Raw genomic sequence first — 18,038 nt, 5'->3', positions numbered from 1 at the left:
TCCCCTGCACCGGACCGAAAGGTGACCATCCATGGCCACGACAGCCATCCCCGCGGGGCCTCCCTCGACGAAGCGGGCGGTGTTCAACACCATTCGCGGATCACTCGGCAACCTCGTCGAGTGGTACGACGTGTACGTCTACACGGTCTTCGCGTCGTACCTGCAGTCGAGCTTCTTCGCCGACGGTGAGCCCAACGCGGGCATCTACACGATGGGCATCTTCGCGATCACCTTCGTGATGCGCCCGATCGGGTCGTGGTTCTTCGGTCGGTACGCGGACCGGCACGGGCGTCGTCCCGCGCTGGTGTTCAGCATCTCGCTCATGGCGGGCTCGTCCCTGCTCATCGCGCTGACCCCGACGGCCGCGTCCATCGGGTCGGCCGCCGTGGTCATGCTCGTCCTCTGCCGCCTGCTGCAGGGCTTCGCGACGGGTGGCGAGTACGGCACGTCGGCGACGTACATGTCCGAGGCGGCGACGCCGGGGCTGCGCGGATTCTTCTCCTCGTTCCAGTACGTCACCCTGGTGGGCGGTCACGTCCTCGCCCAGGTCACACTGCTGATCCAGCAGAGCGTCCTGACCGACGAACAGATCGCCTCCTTCGGATGGCGCATCGCGTTCGGTATCGGCGCCCTCGGCGCCGTGGTCGTGCTGTTCCTGCGTCGGAGCATGGACGAATCCCTGCAGACCGAGGTCGACGGCAAGCGCAGCGGCTCGATGACCGAACTGTTCACCGCGTATCCGAAGCAGCTGCTCATCTGCTTCCTCGTCACCCTCGGCGGCACCGTCGCGTTCTACACCTACAGCGTCAACGGGCCGCTCATCGTCAAGAGCACCTACGCCGATCAGGGCATGACGGCGACGTGGATCAACCTCGCGGCGCTGGTGCTGCTCATGGTGATCCAGCCACTCGGCGGACTGCTGAGCGACAAGATCGGGCGCAAGCCGCTGCTCGTCGGGTTCGGCATCGCGGGTGTGCTGTGGTCGTGGACCTTCCTGAACCTGCTGCCGCGCGTCGAGACGCCGATGGTGTCCTTCCTGCTGCTCGCCGGCACCTACGTCATCCTCACCGGCTACACCTCGATCAACGCGATCGTGAAGGCGGAACTGTTTCCGGCGCACGTGCGCGCTCTGGGACTGGGACTCGGCTACGCACTGGCCAATTCGATGTTCGGTGGCACGGCTCCGGTGATCTACGAGGCCGCCAAGGAGAACGATGCGCTCGACGCCTTCGGCATCTACGTCACCATCGCCATCGGTGTCTCGCTCGTCGTGTACGTCTTCGTCCTGAAGAACCGCGCACCGACCTTCCTGGACGCCGAGCAGGCACGCCGAGCGGACAGGAACGAGGCGGCAGTGTCCTGAGGTCCGTGCGTTAGGCTTTCCGCGCCGGACGGGAGGGCCTGACGATGCAGATTCTCGTCGTCGAGGACGACCTCGGAGTCGCCGACGCACTCACACAGTCGCTGCGTCGGCAGGGCTGGGCGGTGCGGCACGCCGCGACCGGGACCGCGGCGCTCGACATGGTGGACGACGCCGATCTCGTCCTGCTCGACATGGGTCTCCCGGATCACGACGGCCTGTGGGTCTGCCGCCGGATCCGGGAGCACTCGTCCGTTCCCATCGTGGCGCTCACGGCGCGGCGCACCGAGGATTCCGTGATCGGCGCTCTGCGTGCGGGTGTCGACGACTACGTCACCAAGCCGTACAGCTTCGCGGTGCTGCTCGCACGGCTGGACGCGGTCGTGCGGCGCAGTGTCGGACGCGTCGCCACCGAGCCGGCCGTCGATCTCGGCTTCGACCTCGCTCGGGACACCCGCGAGGTCACCGCACCCGACGGCACCGTGCGCACGCTCACCGCGAAGGAATGCGAACTGCTCGTGGCACTCTCCCGCACACCGGACCGCCCCGTGAGCCGCGCCGCGCTCATGGAGGAGGTGTGGGACACGACGTGGGTGGGTGCCTCGCGCACACTCGACGTCCACGTCGCGTCACTGCGGAACAAGCTGAAGGACGTCGCCCGGATCGAGTCGGTGCGCGGTGTCGGCTATCGACTGGTCGCTCCGGCCGAGCCCGACGCGTGAGGAGACGGCTGCTCGCACTGGCGATCACGTTGACGGCCGCCGTGCTGGCGGCTCTCGTCGCGCCGCTCGTGGCCGCCCACGCGGAGGAACGGGCGATCACCATCCACGAACGGCGTCTGGCCGCCGCGACCCGGTTCGCCACCCTGGCCGACAGCGTCGGTGACGCGAGCTCACTGGGACCCGATCTGATGCGGTACGGCGAGGTCACGGAGAGCACCCGCACGTGGATCGTCGACATCGACGGATCGGTGCTCGCACCTGCCGACTCGGATCTGCCGGCGGACGTGCCGGGTCTGGCGGGCGCGGTACGCGACGCGCTCGCGGGAACACCGACCTCCGCTCCGACTGCGCTGTGGCCGTGGCAGACCGAGCCGTTGATCGTCGCGACGCCCATCGGCCGGGACGCGCAGATCCTCGGTGCCGTCGTCATGCTGGAGGACACGTCGGCCGCGCGGGACAACGTGCAGCGAGCGATGGTGCTCGCCGCGGCGGGCGGCGCCGTCGTCCTCGCGCTCGTCGCCTGGCTCGTGGGAGTGCCACTCGTCGGCTGGGTGGTGCGGCCGGTCGACGATCTGACCACCCGCGTCGAGCAGCTGTCCCGCGGCCGCACTCCGACCGAGGGACGCCACGTCGGGCCTCCCGAACTCCGGCGGCTCGCGGAGTCGTTCGACGACATGGCGGCGAACGTGGAGCACTCCCGGCAGCAGCAGCGCGAACTGGTCGCGGACGTGTCGCACCAGTTGGCCAATCCGCTGACGGCACTGCGGCTCCGGCTCGAGAACCTGGCCGTGGACGATCCGGCCGTCGAACCGGTGCTCGCCGAGACCGAACGCATGGCGCGCTCACTCGACGCGGTGATCGAGATCAGCCGCGCGGGAGGCTTCGACCGACGCTCCTCCGAGGTGGACGTCGCCCGGCAGCTTCGCGAGCGGGTCGCGCTGTGGGCGCCGTTGTTCGGGGATCTGCTGACCGTCCGGGCCGACGTCGACACCGCCCCGGCGTTCCTGGAGGAGGACCTCGTCCCCACGGTCCTCGACGTCCTGCTGGACAACGCCCTGAAGTACGCGGAGGGTCGGTCCGTCGACGTCGCGCTGGAGCAGGCCGGCGACGCGTGGCGAGTGACGGTGCGCGATCACGGTGACGGCGTCAGTGCCGCCGAAGCCGCCGAGCTGGGGCGGCGCTTCCATCGACTCGACCGGCACGCCGGCGTCGAGGGCACCGGACTGGGTCTCGCGATCGTCGTCCTCCGCATCCGCGACGCCGACGGGGACGTGGTCTTCGACCCCGCCGATCCCGGCCTGCGGACGGTCATCTCACTTCCCGCGCGTCTCGATCGCGGAACCACCGCAGCGCCCCCGGATGCAGCGGGACCGGCTGGGTGAACATCCCGGCGGCGACGGTCGGCTGCCGGACGTCGGGGACGGTTCGTGCGATCGCGTCCTGACGGTCGAAGACGACGGACGTGAACCCGTAGGCCGTGTCCTCGCGGAGCGTCGGCGTCGCGATGAGGTAGGTCTTCACGCTGACAGTCTGGACGGCGGCGGGCAGACGGTACGGCCCGGCCGGCAGCGGACCGGTGACGTACTGCGGACCCCACGTCGACACGAGTCCCTCGACCAGTCCACCGAGATCCAGCGCGCGGACCGGTGTGCGCGCGCCCAGCTCGACCAGTGCCCGCACCGGGAACCCGCTGACGAAGGCCAGCGCGTCGACGCGTCCGGTGCTCAGCGCCGCCGTCGCCTCGCCGAGCGGTTGCGGGACGAAGTCGACGTCCGCCGTGTCCACTCCTGCTGCGGCCAGGCACCTCTCGGTCACCGACCGGGTGCCCGAGTCGGTCTGGCCCGCGCTCAGGCGCACGCCCGTCAGATCCTGGATTCCCGTGACCGGGGAATCCACCGGGACGAGGATCTGCAGGAAGCTGTCGTAGAGCCGGGCCAGCGCGGTCAGGGGGACCGGGGAGTCGAAGGCCCCTTCGCCGCGCACCGCGTCGAGCGCCGTGTCGCCGAGACAGAACGCGACGTCCGCGGTGCCCGACGAGAGGTCGAGCACGTTTCCCACGGAGCCGCCGGTCACGACGACCTCCGAGCGCACACCCGGCAGCACCTGCGTGGCCTCTGTGCGCAGAGCCGCGCCGTACTCGTCGAACACCGCACCCACGTTGCCGGTGGCGATGCGCAGTCGGCCGGAAGCGTCCTGCCACCACGTATCTCGGGAACACCCCGCCAGGGCGGCGGCGGCCGCAGCCGCGCCGGCCCCGCGGAGGAACTGCCGTCGGCCGAGCACGCGTTCAGCATAGGCCGGGGCCGGTCCGTCAGCGCTGAGTGAGCCGCGACCCGGTCTCGACGGAGACGACGCCCGAGCCGAAGAGCCCGTCGACGATCTGGTGCACGCCGGTGGCCAGTTCCTGTGCGGCGACCGGATTGAGCATGTCGGCCATCGACGGGATGCCGATGTCGACGGCGGCGTCGAAGGCCATCTCGACGGCGCCGTCGCCGGTCTCCCGCACCGCCCACCGGCCGTCGAACGATCCCAGGTCGCCGCTCGACTGCTCGAAGGTGACGGTGCGGCCGGGCACGTCGACGGTGTCCGTCTCGACCCACTGCAGCAGACCGCCGCGGAAGTGGGTCGACCACGACGACGATCGAACGTACCCGGCCGCGTCCCGCGACTCGGGATCCGTCACGGTGATGCGGTCGACCATGGGTACGTGATCGCCGAAGGAGGCGAAGTCGCTGACCCGATCGAACACGTCGTCCGGAGTGACGCCGGTGAGGGTGGCGATCACACTGATGATGCTGGGGGACATGAGAACTCCTCGAATGGAATCGACGGTCAGGCGGACTGCAGGACGGGATAGGCGCCGGGGGAGCGCTCCACCAGATGTCGGGCGGTGAGGCGGGCGGAGCGTTCGATGGTGCCCGCCGTCTGCGCGGGAGGGAGGGGTCCGGACCCGAGCGACGTGGGAAACGGGCTGGTGTTGAACAGGTTCGCGACGGAGGCGAGGAGATTGGCGAACTTCGTCTGCGACGCGGGGTCGAGCAGGTCGAAGAAGGCCGGCTTCCACAGGCGCTGGAACACGTCCGGGTGCAGCCGGCGAGGCGCGTCCACCGCGATCCCGAGGCGGGTGGCCTCGTCGACCAGCACGGCGACGAGCGAGTCGATGTCCAGTGCCGCGGCCCCGCTGGTGACCCACACGTGCTCGCGGTCGTACTGCCGCGGGTGGTTCACCACCGTCGCGATCGACCGTGCGACGACGTCGCACGGCACGAAGTCGTACTGCAGCGCGTCCTCGCACAGGACGACCGGCAACGTCCCGCGCAGGAAGGCGCGCACGAGGGTGTGCAGCCCCTGCAACTCGGAGATCTCACCGGTCTCGGAATCGCCGCACACGATGGACGGGCGGACGATGGTCCAGTCGACGCCGCTGCTCCGCACGAGATCCTCGCCGTCCCTCTTGCTGGCGATGTACGCACCGGGGTGCATGGTGGCGAGTCCGCCGGTGACGTCCGGGATCACGGGTTGGCCGACGAAGGCGGTGCTGACGTGCACCAGGCGTGCCGACGCGTCCCGGGAGAGCTCCACGATGTGGCGGACTCCGTCGACGTTGACGGCCCGGGTGGACGCGTCGTCGATCCCGAAGTCCACGACGCCGGCGCAGTGCACGACGGTGTCCACGTCGCGGGTGAGGGCGGACCACGTCCGGTCGTCGAGTCCGAGGTGTGGCGCGCGGAGGTCGCCGCGGACAGTGATCCCCGAGTGCGGCACGGCCCGTCGACCTTCCAGCACGACGACGTCGTGGTCCTCGGTGAGGGCGCGGAGCGTCGGCAGTCCGACGACGCCGGAGGCTCCGGTCAGCAGAATCGTCATCGGTGTCCTTTCGAGAACGTCTCGCGCAGTGCGTCGCCGACGGCGGTGAGCATCCAGTCGACATCAGCCTCGGTCATCGTGGCCGGGGGAGTGAAACGCACGACTGGACTGGCGTTCAGGGAGTGGTTGGCCACGACGCGCCGGTCGAGCAGCGCGAGCAGGAAGCGGCCGGCGGTGCCGGCGTCGCCGAAGTCGAGCCCGATGAGCAACCCTCGACCGCGGACCTCCACGGTCCCGAGATCCGCTGTGAGTATGCGCAACTCGTCGAGCAGTCGTCCGCCCGTCCGTGCGGATCGCGCCACCAGCTTCTCGTCGTCGATGACCTCGAGCGCGGCGCACGCGGCCGCCATCCCCAGCGGCGCACCGGAGAAGGTCGACGTGTGGATGCCGAAGTCGATGTCGAAGGCACGGAAGGCGCGCGGTGTCGCGACGGCGGCCGACACGGGAATCACGCCGCCGCCCAGACTCTTTCCCACGAGGACGATGTCGGCATCGACGGCGTCCCGCTCGCTCTCCCACATCAGGCCGGTGCGTCCGAGCCCGGTCATGATCTCGTCGATCACGAGGAGGGCTCCGCGTTCACGGCACAGTGCCGAGGCGACCGCGAGGTAGTTGCGGGGCGGGAGCACGACCCCGCCCTCGCCCTGCACGGGTTCGAGGACCACGCAGGCGTCGGAGGCGTCGTCGCCGAGTGCGTCCGACAGTGCCTGGACGTCGCCGTACGGAACTGTGGTCGCCGCGGTGAACAGTCGACGGAACGGGTTCTGATACGACGGATTCGCCGTGAGGGCGAGCGCGCCGAGGGTCTTGCCGTGGTAGCCGCGGCTCGCCCCGATCAGGCGATGGTGGCCGGCGCTGCAGGCCATCTTGACGGCGGCTTCGGTGGCCTCGGTTCCGGAGGCGCCGAAGTAGACCTTCGACAGCGAGTCCGGCAGGCGGGCCGCCAGCGCCGCCGCGGCCTCGGCCACCCGAGGTTCGAGCAGGGTGCGGGTGGAGACGGGATGGCGTCCGAGCTGGCCGATCACCGCGTCGACGACGCGGGGATGCCGGGCGCCGAGCAGGAGGGTCCCGTACCCGCCACAGTTGAGGTACTCGACGTCGTCGGTCGACCACAGCCTGGCTCCGAGGGAGCGGTCCTCGACGATGTCGCCCAGCATGGAGGCCACGCGTGCACGAGACTCGGACAGATGCGCGCGGGTGTGGCTCTGCACCCGCCCGTCGAGGGACGTCGAGATCGACATGGTGTGGCTCCCGAGACGAGGAGAAGCGATGAGGCGTGCGGCCCGGCGGGCCGCCGCGATCACCGACGGTAACCCCGGCTGCAGGTGGCGTCAAAGCCACCGATGAGTCGTATGATGTTGCGCGACAACAGATGGAGCGAACCACCGTTATTGAGCGGGGTAGCTACCAGTGGCTGGTCCGGTGACCACGGAGTGAATCCGGATGATCAGGAATTGTGCGAATATCGGTTCACCCGAACCGGTCGCCGTCAGATCTTCTTGCGGGCCCGGTACGCGGCGACGTTGGCGCGGTTGCCGCAGTTTCCCGTATCGCAGTACCGCCTCGATCGGTTGCGGGAGAGGTCGACGAGCACCGCGTCGCAGTCCGGTGCGTCGCACAGGCGGAGCCGCTCGAGCTCGTCCGACCGCACCATGTCGGCGAGGGCGACGGCGGTCTCGGCCGTCATGCGATCGGCGAGGGGCGCGTCGTCGTCGCTGACGTGCATGTGCCAGCCCCAGTCGCCGTGGCGGGTGAGGTACGGCCGGGCGTCGGATGCGGCCAGCATCGCGTTGACGACGGGTACGACGGCGTCGGGTTCGCCCGTCTCCCACAGCGCCCGCCAGGCCGGGCGCAGGGCCCGCACGGCGTCGAGTTCCTCCTGTGTGCCGTCGCGGCGCCCCGTCCACTCGTGCTCGTCGAGCATCGACGACAGGGTGCTCACGTCAGGGAGGTGGTCCTCGCCGTTCGCGGCGGTGTTGATCAGCGCCGCCGCCCAGACGAGGGCGGTGCGTGTGTCATGAGCAAAAAGCATTTGACTCCTGACCTTCCGGGTCTCTAGTGTCATGACCAATCTACAGTTACGGTCATGACATGACGGGCGACGTACCCGACGGTGTGGCCGGATCCTCGAAAGGGCCGCTCATGGTGTCCTCCCGTTCCGGTGTCGCGTTCGCCGTGACCTCCGCGATCGCGTTCGGAATGTCGGGCCCGTTCGCGAAGGCGCTCACCGACACCGGGTGGTCGCCCGAGTCCGCGGTGCTCGCTCGCATCGTTGGCGGTGCGGTGATCCTCCTGCCCGTCGTCGTCCTGCTGCGCCGCGGCGCACTCCGCGGGGTGCTCTCGGCTCCCGTCACCGTCGTCGCGTACGGCGTCGTCGCGGTGGCAGGAGCCCAGGTCTGCTTCTTCAATGCGATCCAACACCTCTCGGTGGGTGTCGCACTCATGCTCGAGTACCTCGGGCCGGTCCTGGTGATCGGCTGGATCTGGATCACCACCCGGCGGCGCCCCCGCCCGACGACGATGGCGGGTGTCGCACTCGCGCTCGGCGGTGCGCTGGTCGTGCTCGACGTGTTCGACGGCGCCGTGTTCGATCCTGTCGGCGTGCTCTGGGGACTGTCCGCCGCCGTGTGTCTCGCGTTCTACTTCGTGGTGTCCGCGAAACAGGGTGACGCCGTCGATCCGTTGGTTCTCTCGGCCGCCGGACTGGCGGTGGGCGCCATTGTGGTCGGCGTCGCCGGAATGCTGGGAATGGTTCCGTTGCAGGTGTCGACGAACGACGTCGCTCTCGACGGCCGGGCGTGGCCGTGGTGGACTGCCGTCGCAGTGCTCGCCCTGGTCTCCGCAGCCGTCGCGTACGTTTTCGGGATCATGGCGTCCCGCGCCCTCGGGGCATCGACCGCATCGGTGATCGCGCTGGTCGAGGTGCTGTGCGCGGTGGTTGCGGCGTGGCTCCTGCTCGGCGAGACGGTGTCTCTCACTCAAATCGCAGGTGGTGCAGCAATTCTGACGGGAGCCGCCGTGGTGCAGTGGCGGTCCGATGCACCGCCGCCCGTGGAGGCGTTGCCGGCCTCGGCAGGAATGGACGGATCTCACGGGGTATCCGTTCTCCCCTGACGCGGCACTGTATGGTGAGGGCGCGTCGTGGTATTCGGCGGGTGGGCACTTCTCCGGGCGGGGTCGCGAGTGCCGGTCCGCCGGAATGTCAGTGACCACCACGCGGACATCGAAGCCGTTGCACGGGAGCCCGTCATGACCATCGAATTCGTCGACCTCGCGGAAACGTGGGTTGCGGGTCTCCCTGTGCGTAGCCCGAAACGGGCGTTGGGCTCTCTCTACGACACCAATCTCGAACGTGCGTGGTCCGGAATCCTGAACCAGGACATCGGTGAACCGCTCGGGTCGATCTACACCGACTTCGTTCCCGCGATCGGGTCCTACAGCACGCAGATCGTCGGGTACCGCGTCGCGGACGGTGACGTGCGCCGCGGGCACATCGTGGCGCGTGTGCCGGCGGGGCGCTATGCGAAATTCTCCGCGGTCGGCAATTTTCCGCAGGTCCTGACGACGCTGTGGAACGAGATCACCCACGCGGAGGAGATGGGGTCCTTCACTCGTGCCTTCACCGGTGAGTTCGAGGTGTATCCCCACGCGTACAAGATCGAGATGTACGTTCCGGTCGCGACGCCCGGCTCGCGGGGCGTCGGCGGTGCGGGATGACGTTCCGTCTCGTGGCACGTCCGAGCATGGTGTTCGGCGGACTGGTCGTGCCCGGTGTCGATCCCGGACCCGAGGGCAGCGCCAGCGATCTCGTCGTGTTCCTGCGTGAACGTATCCGCGAACGTGAACCGGAGGACGCCGACGTCTACACCGTCTACGTCCCGGATCAGCGTGGTGTCTGCAACGTCGTCGTCGGCGTACCTCGTGGGAACGTCGACGACGTGCCGATCGGCGACGTCTTCGTCACGGTTCCGTCGGGAGCGTTCGCGGTCTTCACGCCGTCGATGACGCTGCCCGACCGGGCGGAGGACGCGTGGGCGCAGGCCGAGGAGGCCATCGCCGACGGCTCGATCGTGCGCGCCGGCGGGGTGGAGTTCGAGTGCCTCTCAGCCGACGGGAACGTCGAGATCTTCGTCGCCGTCTCGCTGCAATGACGTGCGCCGACGTCCGGTGCCGGCGGACGAGAAGTCGGCTCTCGTCGAGATAAAGAACCTACCGACGAGTAGAAGCAGTCGGAGCGGTGCCTGGACTCGCTCGAGCGCTGGTCGTCATTGTGATTTTGTCTCGAGTGCATTTCTGTGGCGGTGTTCGAGTCCAACCTGTGCCTATCATGATCACGCGCAGTAGAAGGGTGTGACACGGGATTCACACCGGCGGTTCGGAGCACCGGTCCGAACGCGCGTGACTAGTGGGGAGTAACAATGGTCAGGCAATTACGTGCAGAGGCAACGCGGTCCGCGGCCCTGCGGGCTGCCGCCGATCTGTTCCTGCGGGTCGGCCACGCCACGGCGACCCTGAGCCAGGTCTCGGCGGAGTCGGGTGTGACCAAGGGCGCGCTGTACTTCCACTTCGCCTCCAAGGAAGAGCTGGCGCGCGCGCTCGTCGACGAGGGTCGTGAGCGTGTCGCGGCCGCCTGCACCGGAATGGTCGACAGCCGTTCTCCCGCACTGGAATCCGTCATCGGGATCACGTATTCCGTTCTCGACCTTGCCAATACCGACAACCTGGTGCGCATCATGTACCGCCTGCAGCTCGAGGTGGACGCACCGGACCCCACGCGGGGGAGCGTCTTCGGTACGTGGCAGAACATCTTCTCGCACCTCTTCGAGCGTGCCATCGAGCACGGTGACGTCATCGACTCGCTGGACGCCGAGACCGCGTCCTGCCTGGTCTCGGAGATGCTCAGTGGCGTGCTGATGGTCGCCGAGGGCACTGCGCGCCTCGACGGTGCCGCCGTGCGCATGGAGCAGGTCTGGCACACCATCCTGCCCTCGCTCGTGCCGCCGGCGAAGCTCCCGTACTTCCGCGAGTTCGCCTCGCGAAGCCTCTCCAGCTTCGTGCGCGATCGCTCGGGTGCCGACGCCACCAGCGACACCGGCGTCTCCAGCAACCACTAGCGTTCGGCGCTCTCCCGGCGCACACTGTGACGTGAGACACACGGCATCGTGTGTCGACCGCACGAGTGACGTCGGGAGAGACCCATGGAAGACATCGCCACGCGCGAACGCACCGACCGCCGCATGTCCGACAACGAGCTGCGCAAGGCCATCCGCGTGCTGCAGTCACGCGCGGACGACGCTCGGAAACGCGGTGACGCCGACGATGCCGCACGCATCGAACGCACTGTCCGCGACTACCAGGACGAGATGACCACCCGCCTCTGAACTCGGCCGGGCGGGGACGGTTGTCAGCTGGGGCCGAAGCGCTCCGTGCGGATGTTCGCCGGTGCATGTCCTCGCTCGACCAGCATGTCCGCGACCGTGTCGACGAAGCTCGTGGGCCCGCAGATGTAGCACCGCGGCTCGAACTCGGCGGGCCACCCGTGCGCGTCGAGATCCTCGATCGTGATGCGGCCGAGCGGCCTGCGGGAGCCGGTGGGAGCGCGCCGCGTGTAGAGCGTGGTGACGTCGACTCCCGCGGGCGGATGCGCCCACTCGTCGGCGAAGTACACCTCCGCCGGTTCACGGACCGAGTAGAGCACGCGGAACGGCACCCGGCCGCCGCTCGATCCCGCCGCGGCCTGCGCGCGGACCATCGCGCGGAGCGGAACGATGCCCGAGCCGCCGCCCACCAGCAGGACAGGCGGTGACGGGGTCTCGGTGGGTGCCGACGGCCGCCAGACGAACCACCGGCCGACGGGTCCGCGGATCTCGAACCGGTCGCCCACCTCGACGGCGCCGACGAGGTAGGGGGACACCTCGCCGTCGGAGACGTTCTGCACGGCGATCTCGATGCGCGACGTGCCGTCCGGTGCGGAGGCGAGGGAGTAGCTGCGCTGCGCGCTGTACCCGTCCTCGGCGGTCAGCTTCACGTCCACGTGCTGTCCGGCGAGATGTCCCGGCCAGCCGTCGACGTCGAGCACCAGCGTCGAGGCGGTCGGTGTCTCGCGCCGCACCTCGAGGACCCTCGCGACGAGCCACGGCCGGGCCCCGACCCCGGCGGTGGATCCGGTGGTCACGTCAGTCGCCTTGGTATCGCTGCTCGCGCCACGGGTCGCCGTAGTCGTGATAGCCGCCGCGCTCCCAGAATCCCTGTTCGTTCTCCTCGGTGAGTTCGATGCGCGAGACCCACTTCGCCGACTTCCAGAAATACAGGTGCGGCACGAGAAGCCTTGCGGGACCGCCGTGTTCGCGTGCGAGCGGCTCTCCGTCGAACTCGGTGACCAGCCAGGCCTTCCCGTCTCGCAGGTCCTCGAGGGGCAGATTGGTGGTGTATCCGTCGAAGCCGTGCACGACGACGTATCCGGCCTCGGTGTCGAGACCGTCCAGCAGCACGTCGAGACTCACGCCGTTCCAGTTGGTGTCGAGTTTCGACCACTTGGTGACGCAGTGGATGTCGACCGTCGGGGTCTCGTGCGGCAGCGCGGCCACCTCGTCCCACGTCCAGGTCCGGGTCTCACCGGTCTCGGACGTGATGGAGAACGACCACGTGTCGGTCGCGACCACGGGCGCGGGCCCGATGGCGAGAACCGGGAAATCGTTGGTCAGGTACTGGCCGGGGGGAGTCCGACCGTCGTCGCCGCGCCGGCGGCCCACGAAGCCCTTCGAGATCAACGCCATGGTGGCAGATTCTGCGCCGGTCGTCGCGCCTCTGACAAGTCGGAGCGCGCACACTCGACCGGTAGTGTCGGGCACCACAGCAGGCCGGCGAGGGGGGAGTGCGACGCGATGGTGCAGAGCAGGCTGAGAGGGAGACGTCCGCGACGGTCGTGGACCGACCTGCGCGGGGCGATCGTGCTGGTCACCGGCGCCGCCAGCGGCATCGGTCGCGCCACGGCGATCGAGGCCGCGCGGCGTGGGGCGCGGCTGGTCGTCACGGACATCGCGGAGGCGGGACTGGCCGCCACGGCCGCCACCATCGCCGAGAACGGCGGCAGCGTCGTCGCCTCGCGTGCGCTCGACGTCTCCGACCACGACGCCGTCGCCTCGTTCGCGGACGCCGTGCACGCCGAGGTGGGGAGCGTCGACGTCGTCATGAACGTGGCCGGGATCTCCGCGTGGGGCACCGTCGAGAACATGGCCCACGAGACGTGGAAGGCGCTGATCGACATCAACCTGATGGGCCCGATCCACGTCACCCAGTGCTTCGTTCCCCCGATGATCGCGGCGGGTCGCGGTGGGTACCTGGTCAACGTGTCGTCGTCGGCCGGCCTGCTCGCGTATCCGTGGCACGCGGCGTACAGCGCCAGCAAGTTCGGCGTGCGCGGCATGTCCGAGGTGTTGCGCTACGACCTCGCCCGGCACGGCATCGACGTCTCGCTCGTGGTCCCCGGGGCGGTGCGGACACCGCTCGTCGAGACGGTGGACATCGCCGGCGTGGATCGCGACGACCCACGCGTGACGAAGCTGACCGCACGCTTCGAGGCCCACGCCGTGTCCCCCGAGGTGGTCGCGGAGAAGATCCTGACCGGGATGGCGAAGCGGCACTTCCTCGTCTACTCGAGCAACGACATCCGGGTGGGGTACTGGGTGTCGCGCAAGTTCGCGCGCCCCTACGAGATGACCATGCAGGCGGCCAACGACTACTTCTCCCGACTGCTGCGCTGACCTCACGCGCGTGTCGCGGCGGAGCGCGTGCCGAGTCGGCGCTCACGCACTACCGTTCTGGCATGGACGCGACGGCTCCGCTGGGAGCGGATTCCGAGGTGGGAACGCTCCGGACGGTCATGCTGCACCGCCCTGGCGACGAGCTGCGCCGACTCACCCCACGCAACAACGATCAGCTGCTGTTCGATGGACTGCCGTGGGTGGACCGCGCTCGCGACGAGCACGACGCGTTCGCCGACCTGCTGCGAGGACGCGGTGTCGAGGTCCTCCTGCTCGGTGATCTGCTGACCGAGACCCTGGCCCTCAGCGGTGCCGCACGCGTGCAGGGTGTCGCCGCCGCGGTGGAACCCCGGCGGCTCGGACACGTGCTCGCCCGGGACCTGGCGACCTACCTCCGCGGCCTGCCCGCACCCGAACTGGCGACCGTGCTGATGGCAGGCATGACCTTCGACGAACTGCCGGTAGCGGACGACTCGGGTGTCTCGCTGGTCCGGCGCATGCACCACGGCGGCGACTTCGTCATCGAGCCGCTCCCGAACCTGCTGTTCACCCGCGACTCGTCGTTCTGGATCCAGCAACGCGTCGCGATCACGTCGCTGGCGCTGCGGGCCCGCGCTCGGGAGACGTCGCTGACGGATCTGATCTACGCCTTCCATCCACGATTCCTCGGTGTGCGCCGGGCCTACGAGTCGCACACCGCGCCGGTGGAGGGCGGCGACGTGCTGCTGATGGCGCCCGGCGTCGTCGCCGTGGGAGTCGGTGAACGCACCACGCCCGCCGGTGCCGAAGCGCTCGCGCGCAGCCTCTTCGACGACGACCTCGCGCACACCGTGCTCGTGGTGCCCATCGCGCAGGAACGGGCGTCGATGCACCTGGACACCGTGTGCACGATGGTCGACACCGACGCGGTGGTGATGTACCCGATCATCCAGGACACGCTGTCCGCGTTCACGATTCGTCGCGAGGACACCGGTGTGACCATCACCGGCGCGGGCCCGTTCCTCGACGCCGCGGCCGACGCCATGGGTATCGGCAAACTGCGGGTCATCGACACCGGACTCGACAACGTCACCGCCGAACGTGAGCAGTGGGACGACGGGAACAACACGCTCGCACTGGCTCCCGGCGTCGTCGTCGCGTACGAACGCAACGTCGAGACCAACGCGCGCCTCGAGGCGTCGGGCATCGAGGTGCTGCGCATCTCGGGATCGGAACTGGGATCGGGCCGCGGCGGACCCCGCTGCATGTCCTGCCCCGTCGCCCGCGATCCCGTCTGACCTCCGGCCTTCCCGCAGATGTCCGGCCGGCCGCCGGCCTTCCCGCTGTTGTCCGGCCGGCTAGAGGACCGTGCTCACCGTGGCCGCCGGGCGCGCCAGGACGGTGCCCTTCTCGCCGACCACGAAGGGCCGCTCGATGAGTACCGGATGCGTCAGCATGGCGCGCAGGACCGTCTCGTCGTCGGCATTCGCGAGATCGATTTCCTTGTACAGTGTCTCGCGCTTGCGCACAGCGGTGCGCGGGGTGAGGCCGGCATCGGAGATGAGGGCTCGCAACGTCGCCTCGTCCGGCGGGGTGGTCAGGTAGGGCACGATGGTCGGCTCCACCCCCGCGTCGCGGATGGCCGCGAGTACGTTGCGGGACGTCGAGCACCGGGGGTTGTGATAGATCGTGACGGACATGGAGCAAGTATGGCGGGAGTGGGACCGATGAGGTTCACGATCGACGGTGCGTCGGGGACGGCGCCGTTCGACCAGGTGCGGTCGCAGATCGTGGCCGCGGTGCGGTCGGGGCAGCTCATCGCGGGATCGAAACTGCCGACGGTGCGAGCTCTCGCGGCGACGCTGGACCTCGCTCCCAACACGGTGGCGAAGGCGTACCGCGAACTCGAGAAGGACGGCGTGATCGAGACCCGGGGGCGGTCGGGCACCTTCGTGGCGGCCGGCGGCGATCCTTCGGCAGGGGCAGTGCAACTCGCGGCCACGGAGTACGTCCGCGCGGCGCGTCGCGCCGGCATCGACGACGAGGTGGCTCTGCGCTACGTCCGGACGGCGCTCACGGACTCCTGACACCACCAAGGTTGACGCTTCAACCTAAGTGTGTCATCGTGATCCCGAATCCACCCCGACCCATCAGAGGATCACTGTGAAGACACCTGTCGTCGTTCGAGACATCGCCGCACTCGTCGCGCGCATCGCCCTGGGCGTCGTGTTCGTCGCCCACGGGTGGCAGAAACTGCGTACCAACGGGCTCGATGCCACCACCGCCGGCTTCGAGGGCATGGGCATTCCGGCCCCGCAGGTGTCGGCGTACTTCGCCACCTTCGTCGAGCTCATCGGTGGAGCCGCTCTGATCCTGGGCGTGCTGACGTCCGTCGCGGCTCTGCTGCTGGTCGCCGACATGGTCGGCGCGCTCGTCTTCGTGCACCTCGACAAGGGCGTGTTCGTCGGCGAGGGCGGCTGGGAACTGGTCGTCGCACTCGGCGCCGGAGCGCTTCTCCTCGCGGCAGTCGGCTCGGGCACGTACAGTGTCGACCGCGCATTCCGCCGTCCGAAGTCACGTGCACGCGTATCGTCCTGACCTGCGAAAACAGTCTGTGAACTTGCACCGGGGCGTCGAGGCGAGCAACGTGACGTCTCATGACATCGCGTATGGACACGGACACAGGACCGGCTGACACCCCACGCGATGATGCCGCGGACGTTCCGTCGTCCGCGGCATCTGCCGTGCTGCCCACCTCCGCGCACCCCGATGCGCAGGACCCCGGGTCGCAGGAACCGGCGCCGCGGCGCGCCACCCTCGACCCCGTGGTGTTCGGCGTCGCGGCAGCCGTCGTCACGGGCATCATCGTCTGGGGACTGGCCGGACCGACGAGCCTCGAGAACGTGACGTCCTCGATGCTGGACTGGCTCGTCACCAACATGGGCTGGCTGTTCATCATCTCCGCCACCGGTTTCGTGCTCTTCTGCATCTACCTGGCGATGTCGAAGTACGGACGTATCCCGCTCGGCAAGGACGGGGAGAAGCCGGAGTTCAAGACCGTCAGCTGGATCGCCATGATGTTCAGCGCCGGCATGGGCATCGGGTTGATGTTCTACGGCGTCTCCGAGCCGCTGACGCACTTCGTCACGCCGCCGCCCGGCACCGACAGCAGTGTCGGAACGGCCATGGCCACCACGATGTTCCACTGGAGCCTGCATCCGTGGTCCATCTACGCCGTCATGGGTCTCGCCGTCGCGTACAGCACCTACCGCCGCGGCCGTCGTCAGCTCATCAGCTCCGCCTTCCTCCCGCTCCTCGGTCGCCGCGCCGAGGGCCCGATCGGCAAGGTCATCGACATCCTCGCCATCTTCGCGACGCTGTTCGGTACCGCCGCCTCCCTCGGACTCGGTGCGCTGCAGATCGGTTCGGGTGTCGAGGTCATCGGCTGGCTCGGTGAGGCCGGCACGCTCCTGCTCGTCGCCATCGTCGCGCTGTTGACCCTCGCCTTCGTCGCGTCCGCGGTCTCCGGCGTCGCCAAGGGCATCCAGTGGCTGTCCAACATCAACATGGTGCTGGCACTCGTCCTCGCACTCTTCGTGTTCGTGCTGGGCCCGACGGTGTTGATCCTCAACCTGATTCCCACCACCATCGGCGACTACGCGAGCCAGCTGTTCCACATGTCGGCTCGCTCGGCGGCGTCGTCCGATCCGGAGACCGCGTCGTGGCTGTCGTCGTGGACGATCTTCTACTGGGCCTGGTGGGTCTCCTGGACCCCCTTCGTCGGCATGTTCCTCGCCCGCATCAGCCGTGGCCGCACCGTTCGTGAGTTCATCATCGGTGTCATCGTGATCCCGAGTGCCGTGAGCCTGGTGTGGTTCTCGATCTTCGGCGGAGCCGGTATCGGCGAACAGCGCGACGGCATCGACCTGGCCGCGCGCGCCAGCAGCGAGTCTCAGCTGTTCGGCATGCTCGAGAACCTGCCGCTCTTCGGGCTGTCGACGGTCGTCGTGATGATTCTCGTGGCCGTCTTCTTCGTCTCCGGTGCCGACGCGGCGTCCATGGTCATGGGCACCCTCAGTCAGCGCGGAACCCTCGAGCCCAGCCGCTGGGTCGTCGTGTTCTGGGGAGCCATCACCGGTGGCACCGCCGCGATCATCCTGTGGACGGGCGGCGCGGACGCGCTCAACGGCTTGCAGACCATGACAATCATCGCCGCGGCGCCGTTCGTGCTGGTCATGATCGGGCTGTCGGTGTCGCTCTACCGCGACCTGTCGCACGATCCACTGGTGCTCACGCAACGTCGTCGACGTCTCCGGCTGACGAAGGCCGGGCGCACCGAGCTCTGAG

Annotated in this window: 21 protein-coding genes; 13 read left to right on the top strand and 8 right to left on the bottom strand. The window is 68.9% G+C overall.

The genetic code is table 11. The annotated features are described in order from the left end of the window. The first annotated feature begins 31 nt into the window (after nt 1-31). From HQ312_RS08245 to HQ312_RS08235, 3 genes are read left to right on the top strand one after another with little or no spacing between them, the layout of a single operon-like run. Nucleotides 32-1,363, top strand: a complete 1,332-nt coding sequence (locus HQ312_RS08245) for an MFS transporter (RefSeq protein WP_222627659.1) — start codon at nt 32-34, stop codon at nt 1,361-1,363. Nucleotides 1,364-1,407: 44 nt separating this feature from the next. Beyond that, nucleotides 1,408-2,082 (top strand): response regulator transcription factor, encoded by a 675-nt coding sequence (locus HQ312_RS08240; RefSeq protein ID WP_222638306.1) that lies wholly within the window; start codon nt 1,408-1,410, stop codon nt 2,080-2,082. Continuing rightward, the gene (locus HQ312_RS08235) at nt 2,079-3,464 is read left to right on the top strand and encodes a HAMP domain-containing sensor histidine kinase (protein WP_222638305.1); all 1,386 of its coding nucleotides are present in this window, start codon (nt 2,079-2,081) and stop codon (nt 3,462-3,464) included. The genes HQ312_RS08240 and HQ312_RS08235 overlap by 4 nt, the downstream gene beginning before the upstream one ends. On the opposite strand, the gene HQ312_RS08230 is transcribed toward HQ312_RS08235, so the two are convergent. The 5 genes from HQ312_RS08230 to HQ312_RS08210 form a co-directional block, all read right to left on the bottom strand. Beyond that, on the bottom strand, nt 3,391-4,365 hold the full coding sequence (locus HQ312_RS08230) for a TAXI family TRAP transporter solute-binding subunit (protein ID WP_222638304.1): 975 nt from the start codon (nt 4,363-4,365) through the stop codon (nt 3,391-3,393). The two genes, HQ312_RS08235 and HQ312_RS08230, sit on opposite strands and share 74 nt — an antisense overlap. 28 nt (nt 4,366-4,393) lie before the next feature. Further along, the gene (locus HQ312_RS08225; protein ID WP_051612957.1) at nt 4,394-4,888 is read right to left on the bottom strand and encodes a type II toxin-antitoxin system RatA family toxin; all 495 of its coding nucleotides are present in this window, start codon (nt 4,886-4,888) and stop codon (nt 4,394-4,396) included. 26 nt (nt 4,889-4,914) lie between these two features. After that, nucleotides 4,915-5,949, bottom strand: coding sequence for an SDR family oxidoreductase (locus HQ312_RS08220; protein ID WP_222638303.1), 1,035 nt, complete (start codon nt 5,947-5,949; stop codon nt 4,915-4,917). Continuing rightward, nucleotides 5,946-7,190, bottom strand: coding sequence for an aspartate aminotransferase family protein (locus HQ312_RS08215; RefSeq protein WP_222638302.1), 1,245 nt, complete (start codon nt 7,188-7,190; stop codon nt 5,946-5,948). Before HQ312_RS08215 ends, HQ312_RS08220 begins: the two co-directional genes overlap by 4 nt. A gap of 248 nt (nt 7,191-7,438) precedes the next feature. Then, the gene (locus tag HQ312_RS08210; protein ID WP_027504105.1) at nt 7,439-7,981 is read right to left on the bottom strand and encodes a CGNR zinc finger domain-containing protein; all 543 of its coding nucleotides are present in this window, start codon (nt 7,979-7,981) and stop codon (nt 7,439-7,441) included. Between the two features lie 59 nt (nt 7,982-8,040). On the opposite strand from HQ312_RS08210, the gene HQ312_RS08205 reads away from it, so the two are divergent. The 5 genes from HQ312_RS08205 to HQ312_RS08185 all read left to right on the top strand — a co-directional run bounded on the left by HQ312_RS08205 (nt 8,041) and on the right by HQ312_RS08185 (nt 11,330). Continuing rightward, nucleotides 8,041-9,063, top strand: coding sequence for a DMT family transporter (locus HQ312_RS08205; protein ID WP_082544602.1), 1,023 nt, complete (start codon nt 8,041-8,043; stop codon nt 9,061-9,063). Nucleotides 9,064-9,198: 135 nt separating this feature from the next. Further along, a complete protein-coding gene (locus tag HQ312_RS08200; protein WP_027504104.1) occupies nt 9,199-9,666 on the top strand; it encodes an effector binding domain-containing protein in 468 nt (155 codons plus the stop codon). Continuing rightward, the gene (locus HQ312_RS08195; protein ID WP_027504103.1) at nt 9,663-10,100 is read left to right on the top strand and encodes an effector binding domain-containing protein; all 438 of its coding nucleotides are present in this window, start codon (nt 9,663-9,665) and stop codon (nt 10,098-10,100) included. The genes HQ312_RS08200 and HQ312_RS08195 overlap by 4 nt, the downstream gene beginning before the upstream one ends. A gap of 267 nt (nt 10,101-10,367) precedes the next feature. Further along, the gene (locus tag HQ312_RS08190; protein WP_051612955.1) at nt 10,368-11,063 is read left to right on the top strand and encodes a TetR/AcrR family transcriptional regulator; all 696 of its coding nucleotides are present in this window, start codon (nt 10,368-10,370) and stop codon (nt 11,061-11,063) included. Between the two features lie 84 nt (nt 11,064-11,147). Beyond that, a complete protein-coding gene (locus HQ312_RS08185) occupies nt 11,148-11,330 on the top strand; it encodes a hypothetical protein (protein WP_056447066.1) in 183 nt (60 codons plus the stop codon). Nucleotides 11,331-11,353: 23 nt separating this feature from the next. Here HQ312_RS08185 and HQ312_RS08180 read toward each other — a convergent pair whose 3' ends face one another. Together HQ312_RS08180 and HQ312_RS08175 are read right to left on the bottom strand one after the other, a co-directional pair. Continuing rightward, on the bottom strand, nt 11,354-12,124 hold the full coding sequence (locus HQ312_RS08180; RefSeq protein WP_222638301.1) for a ferredoxin reductase: 771 nt from the start codon (nt 12,122-12,124) through the stop codon (nt 11,354-11,356). Between the two features lies 1 nt (nt 12,125). Next, nucleotides 12,126-12,725, bottom strand: a complete 600-nt coding sequence (locus HQ312_RS08175) for a sulfite oxidase-like oxidoreductase (RefSeq protein ID WP_056447072.1) — start codon at nt 12,723-12,725, stop codon at nt 12,126-12,128. Nucleotides 12,726-12,833: 108 nt separating this feature from the next. Here HQ312_RS08175 and HQ312_RS08170 point away from each other — a divergent pair, with 108 nt between their 5' ends. Both HQ312_RS08170 and arcA read left to right on the top strand, forming a co-directional pair. Further along, entirely contained in the window at nt 12,834-13,712 is an 879-nt protein-coding gene (locus HQ312_RS08170) for an SDR family oxidoreductase (RefSeq protein WP_222627644.1), read from the top strand. A gap of 62 nt (nt 13,713-13,774) precedes the next feature. Further along, the gene (arcA, locus tag HQ312_RS08165; protein ID WP_027504489.1) at nt 13,775-14,989 is read left to right on the top strand and encodes an arginine deiminase; all 1,215 of its coding nucleotides are present in this window, start codon (nt 13,775-13,777) and stop codon (nt 14,987-14,989) included. 60 nt (nt 14,990-15,049) lie between these two features. Here arcA and arsC read toward each other — a convergent pair whose 3' ends face one another. Then, nucleotides 15,050-15,391 carry an arsenate reductase (glutaredoxin) gene (gene arsC, locus HQ312_RS08160; protein WP_222638300.1) on the bottom strand — a complete coding sequence of 114 codons (342 nt, stop codon included), beginning with the start codon at nt 15,389-15,391 and terminating at the stop codon, nt 15,050-15,052. Nucleotides 15,392-15,418: 27 nt separating this feature from the next. Between arsC and HQ312_RS08155 the strand changes: the two genes are divergently transcribed. From HQ312_RS08155 to HQ312_RS08145, 3 genes are all read left to right on the top strand, one after another. Further along, nucleotides 15,419-15,778 (top strand): GntR family transcriptional regulator, encoded by a 360-nt coding sequence (locus HQ312_RS08155; protein ID WP_027504099.1) that lies wholly within the window; start codon nt 15,419-15,421, stop codon nt 15,776-15,778. A gap of 76 nt (nt 15,779-15,854) precedes the next feature. Further along, nucleotides 15,855-16,289 carry a DoxX family protein gene (locus tag HQ312_RS08150; RefSeq protein ID WP_222638299.1) on the top strand — a complete coding sequence of 145 codons (435 nt, stop codon included), beginning with the start codon at nt 15,855-15,857 and terminating at the stop codon, nt 16,287-16,289. Nucleotides 16,290-16,348: 59 nt separating this feature from the next. Beyond that, entirely contained in the window at nt 16,349-18,037 is a 1,689-nt protein-coding gene (locus tag HQ312_RS08145; RefSeq protein WP_261781633.1) for a BCCT family transporter, read from the top strand. Nucleotide 18,038: the final 1 nt, after the last annotated feature.

Source organism: Rhodococcus sp. BP-316, from assembly GCF_019836105.1.
Lineage (GTDB): Bacteria > Actinomycetota > Actinomycetes > Mycobacteriales > Mycobacteriaceae > Rhodococcoides.
Note: the sequence above shows the minus strand (reverse complement) of the source record. Positions and strands in the feature narration are given on the sequence as shown.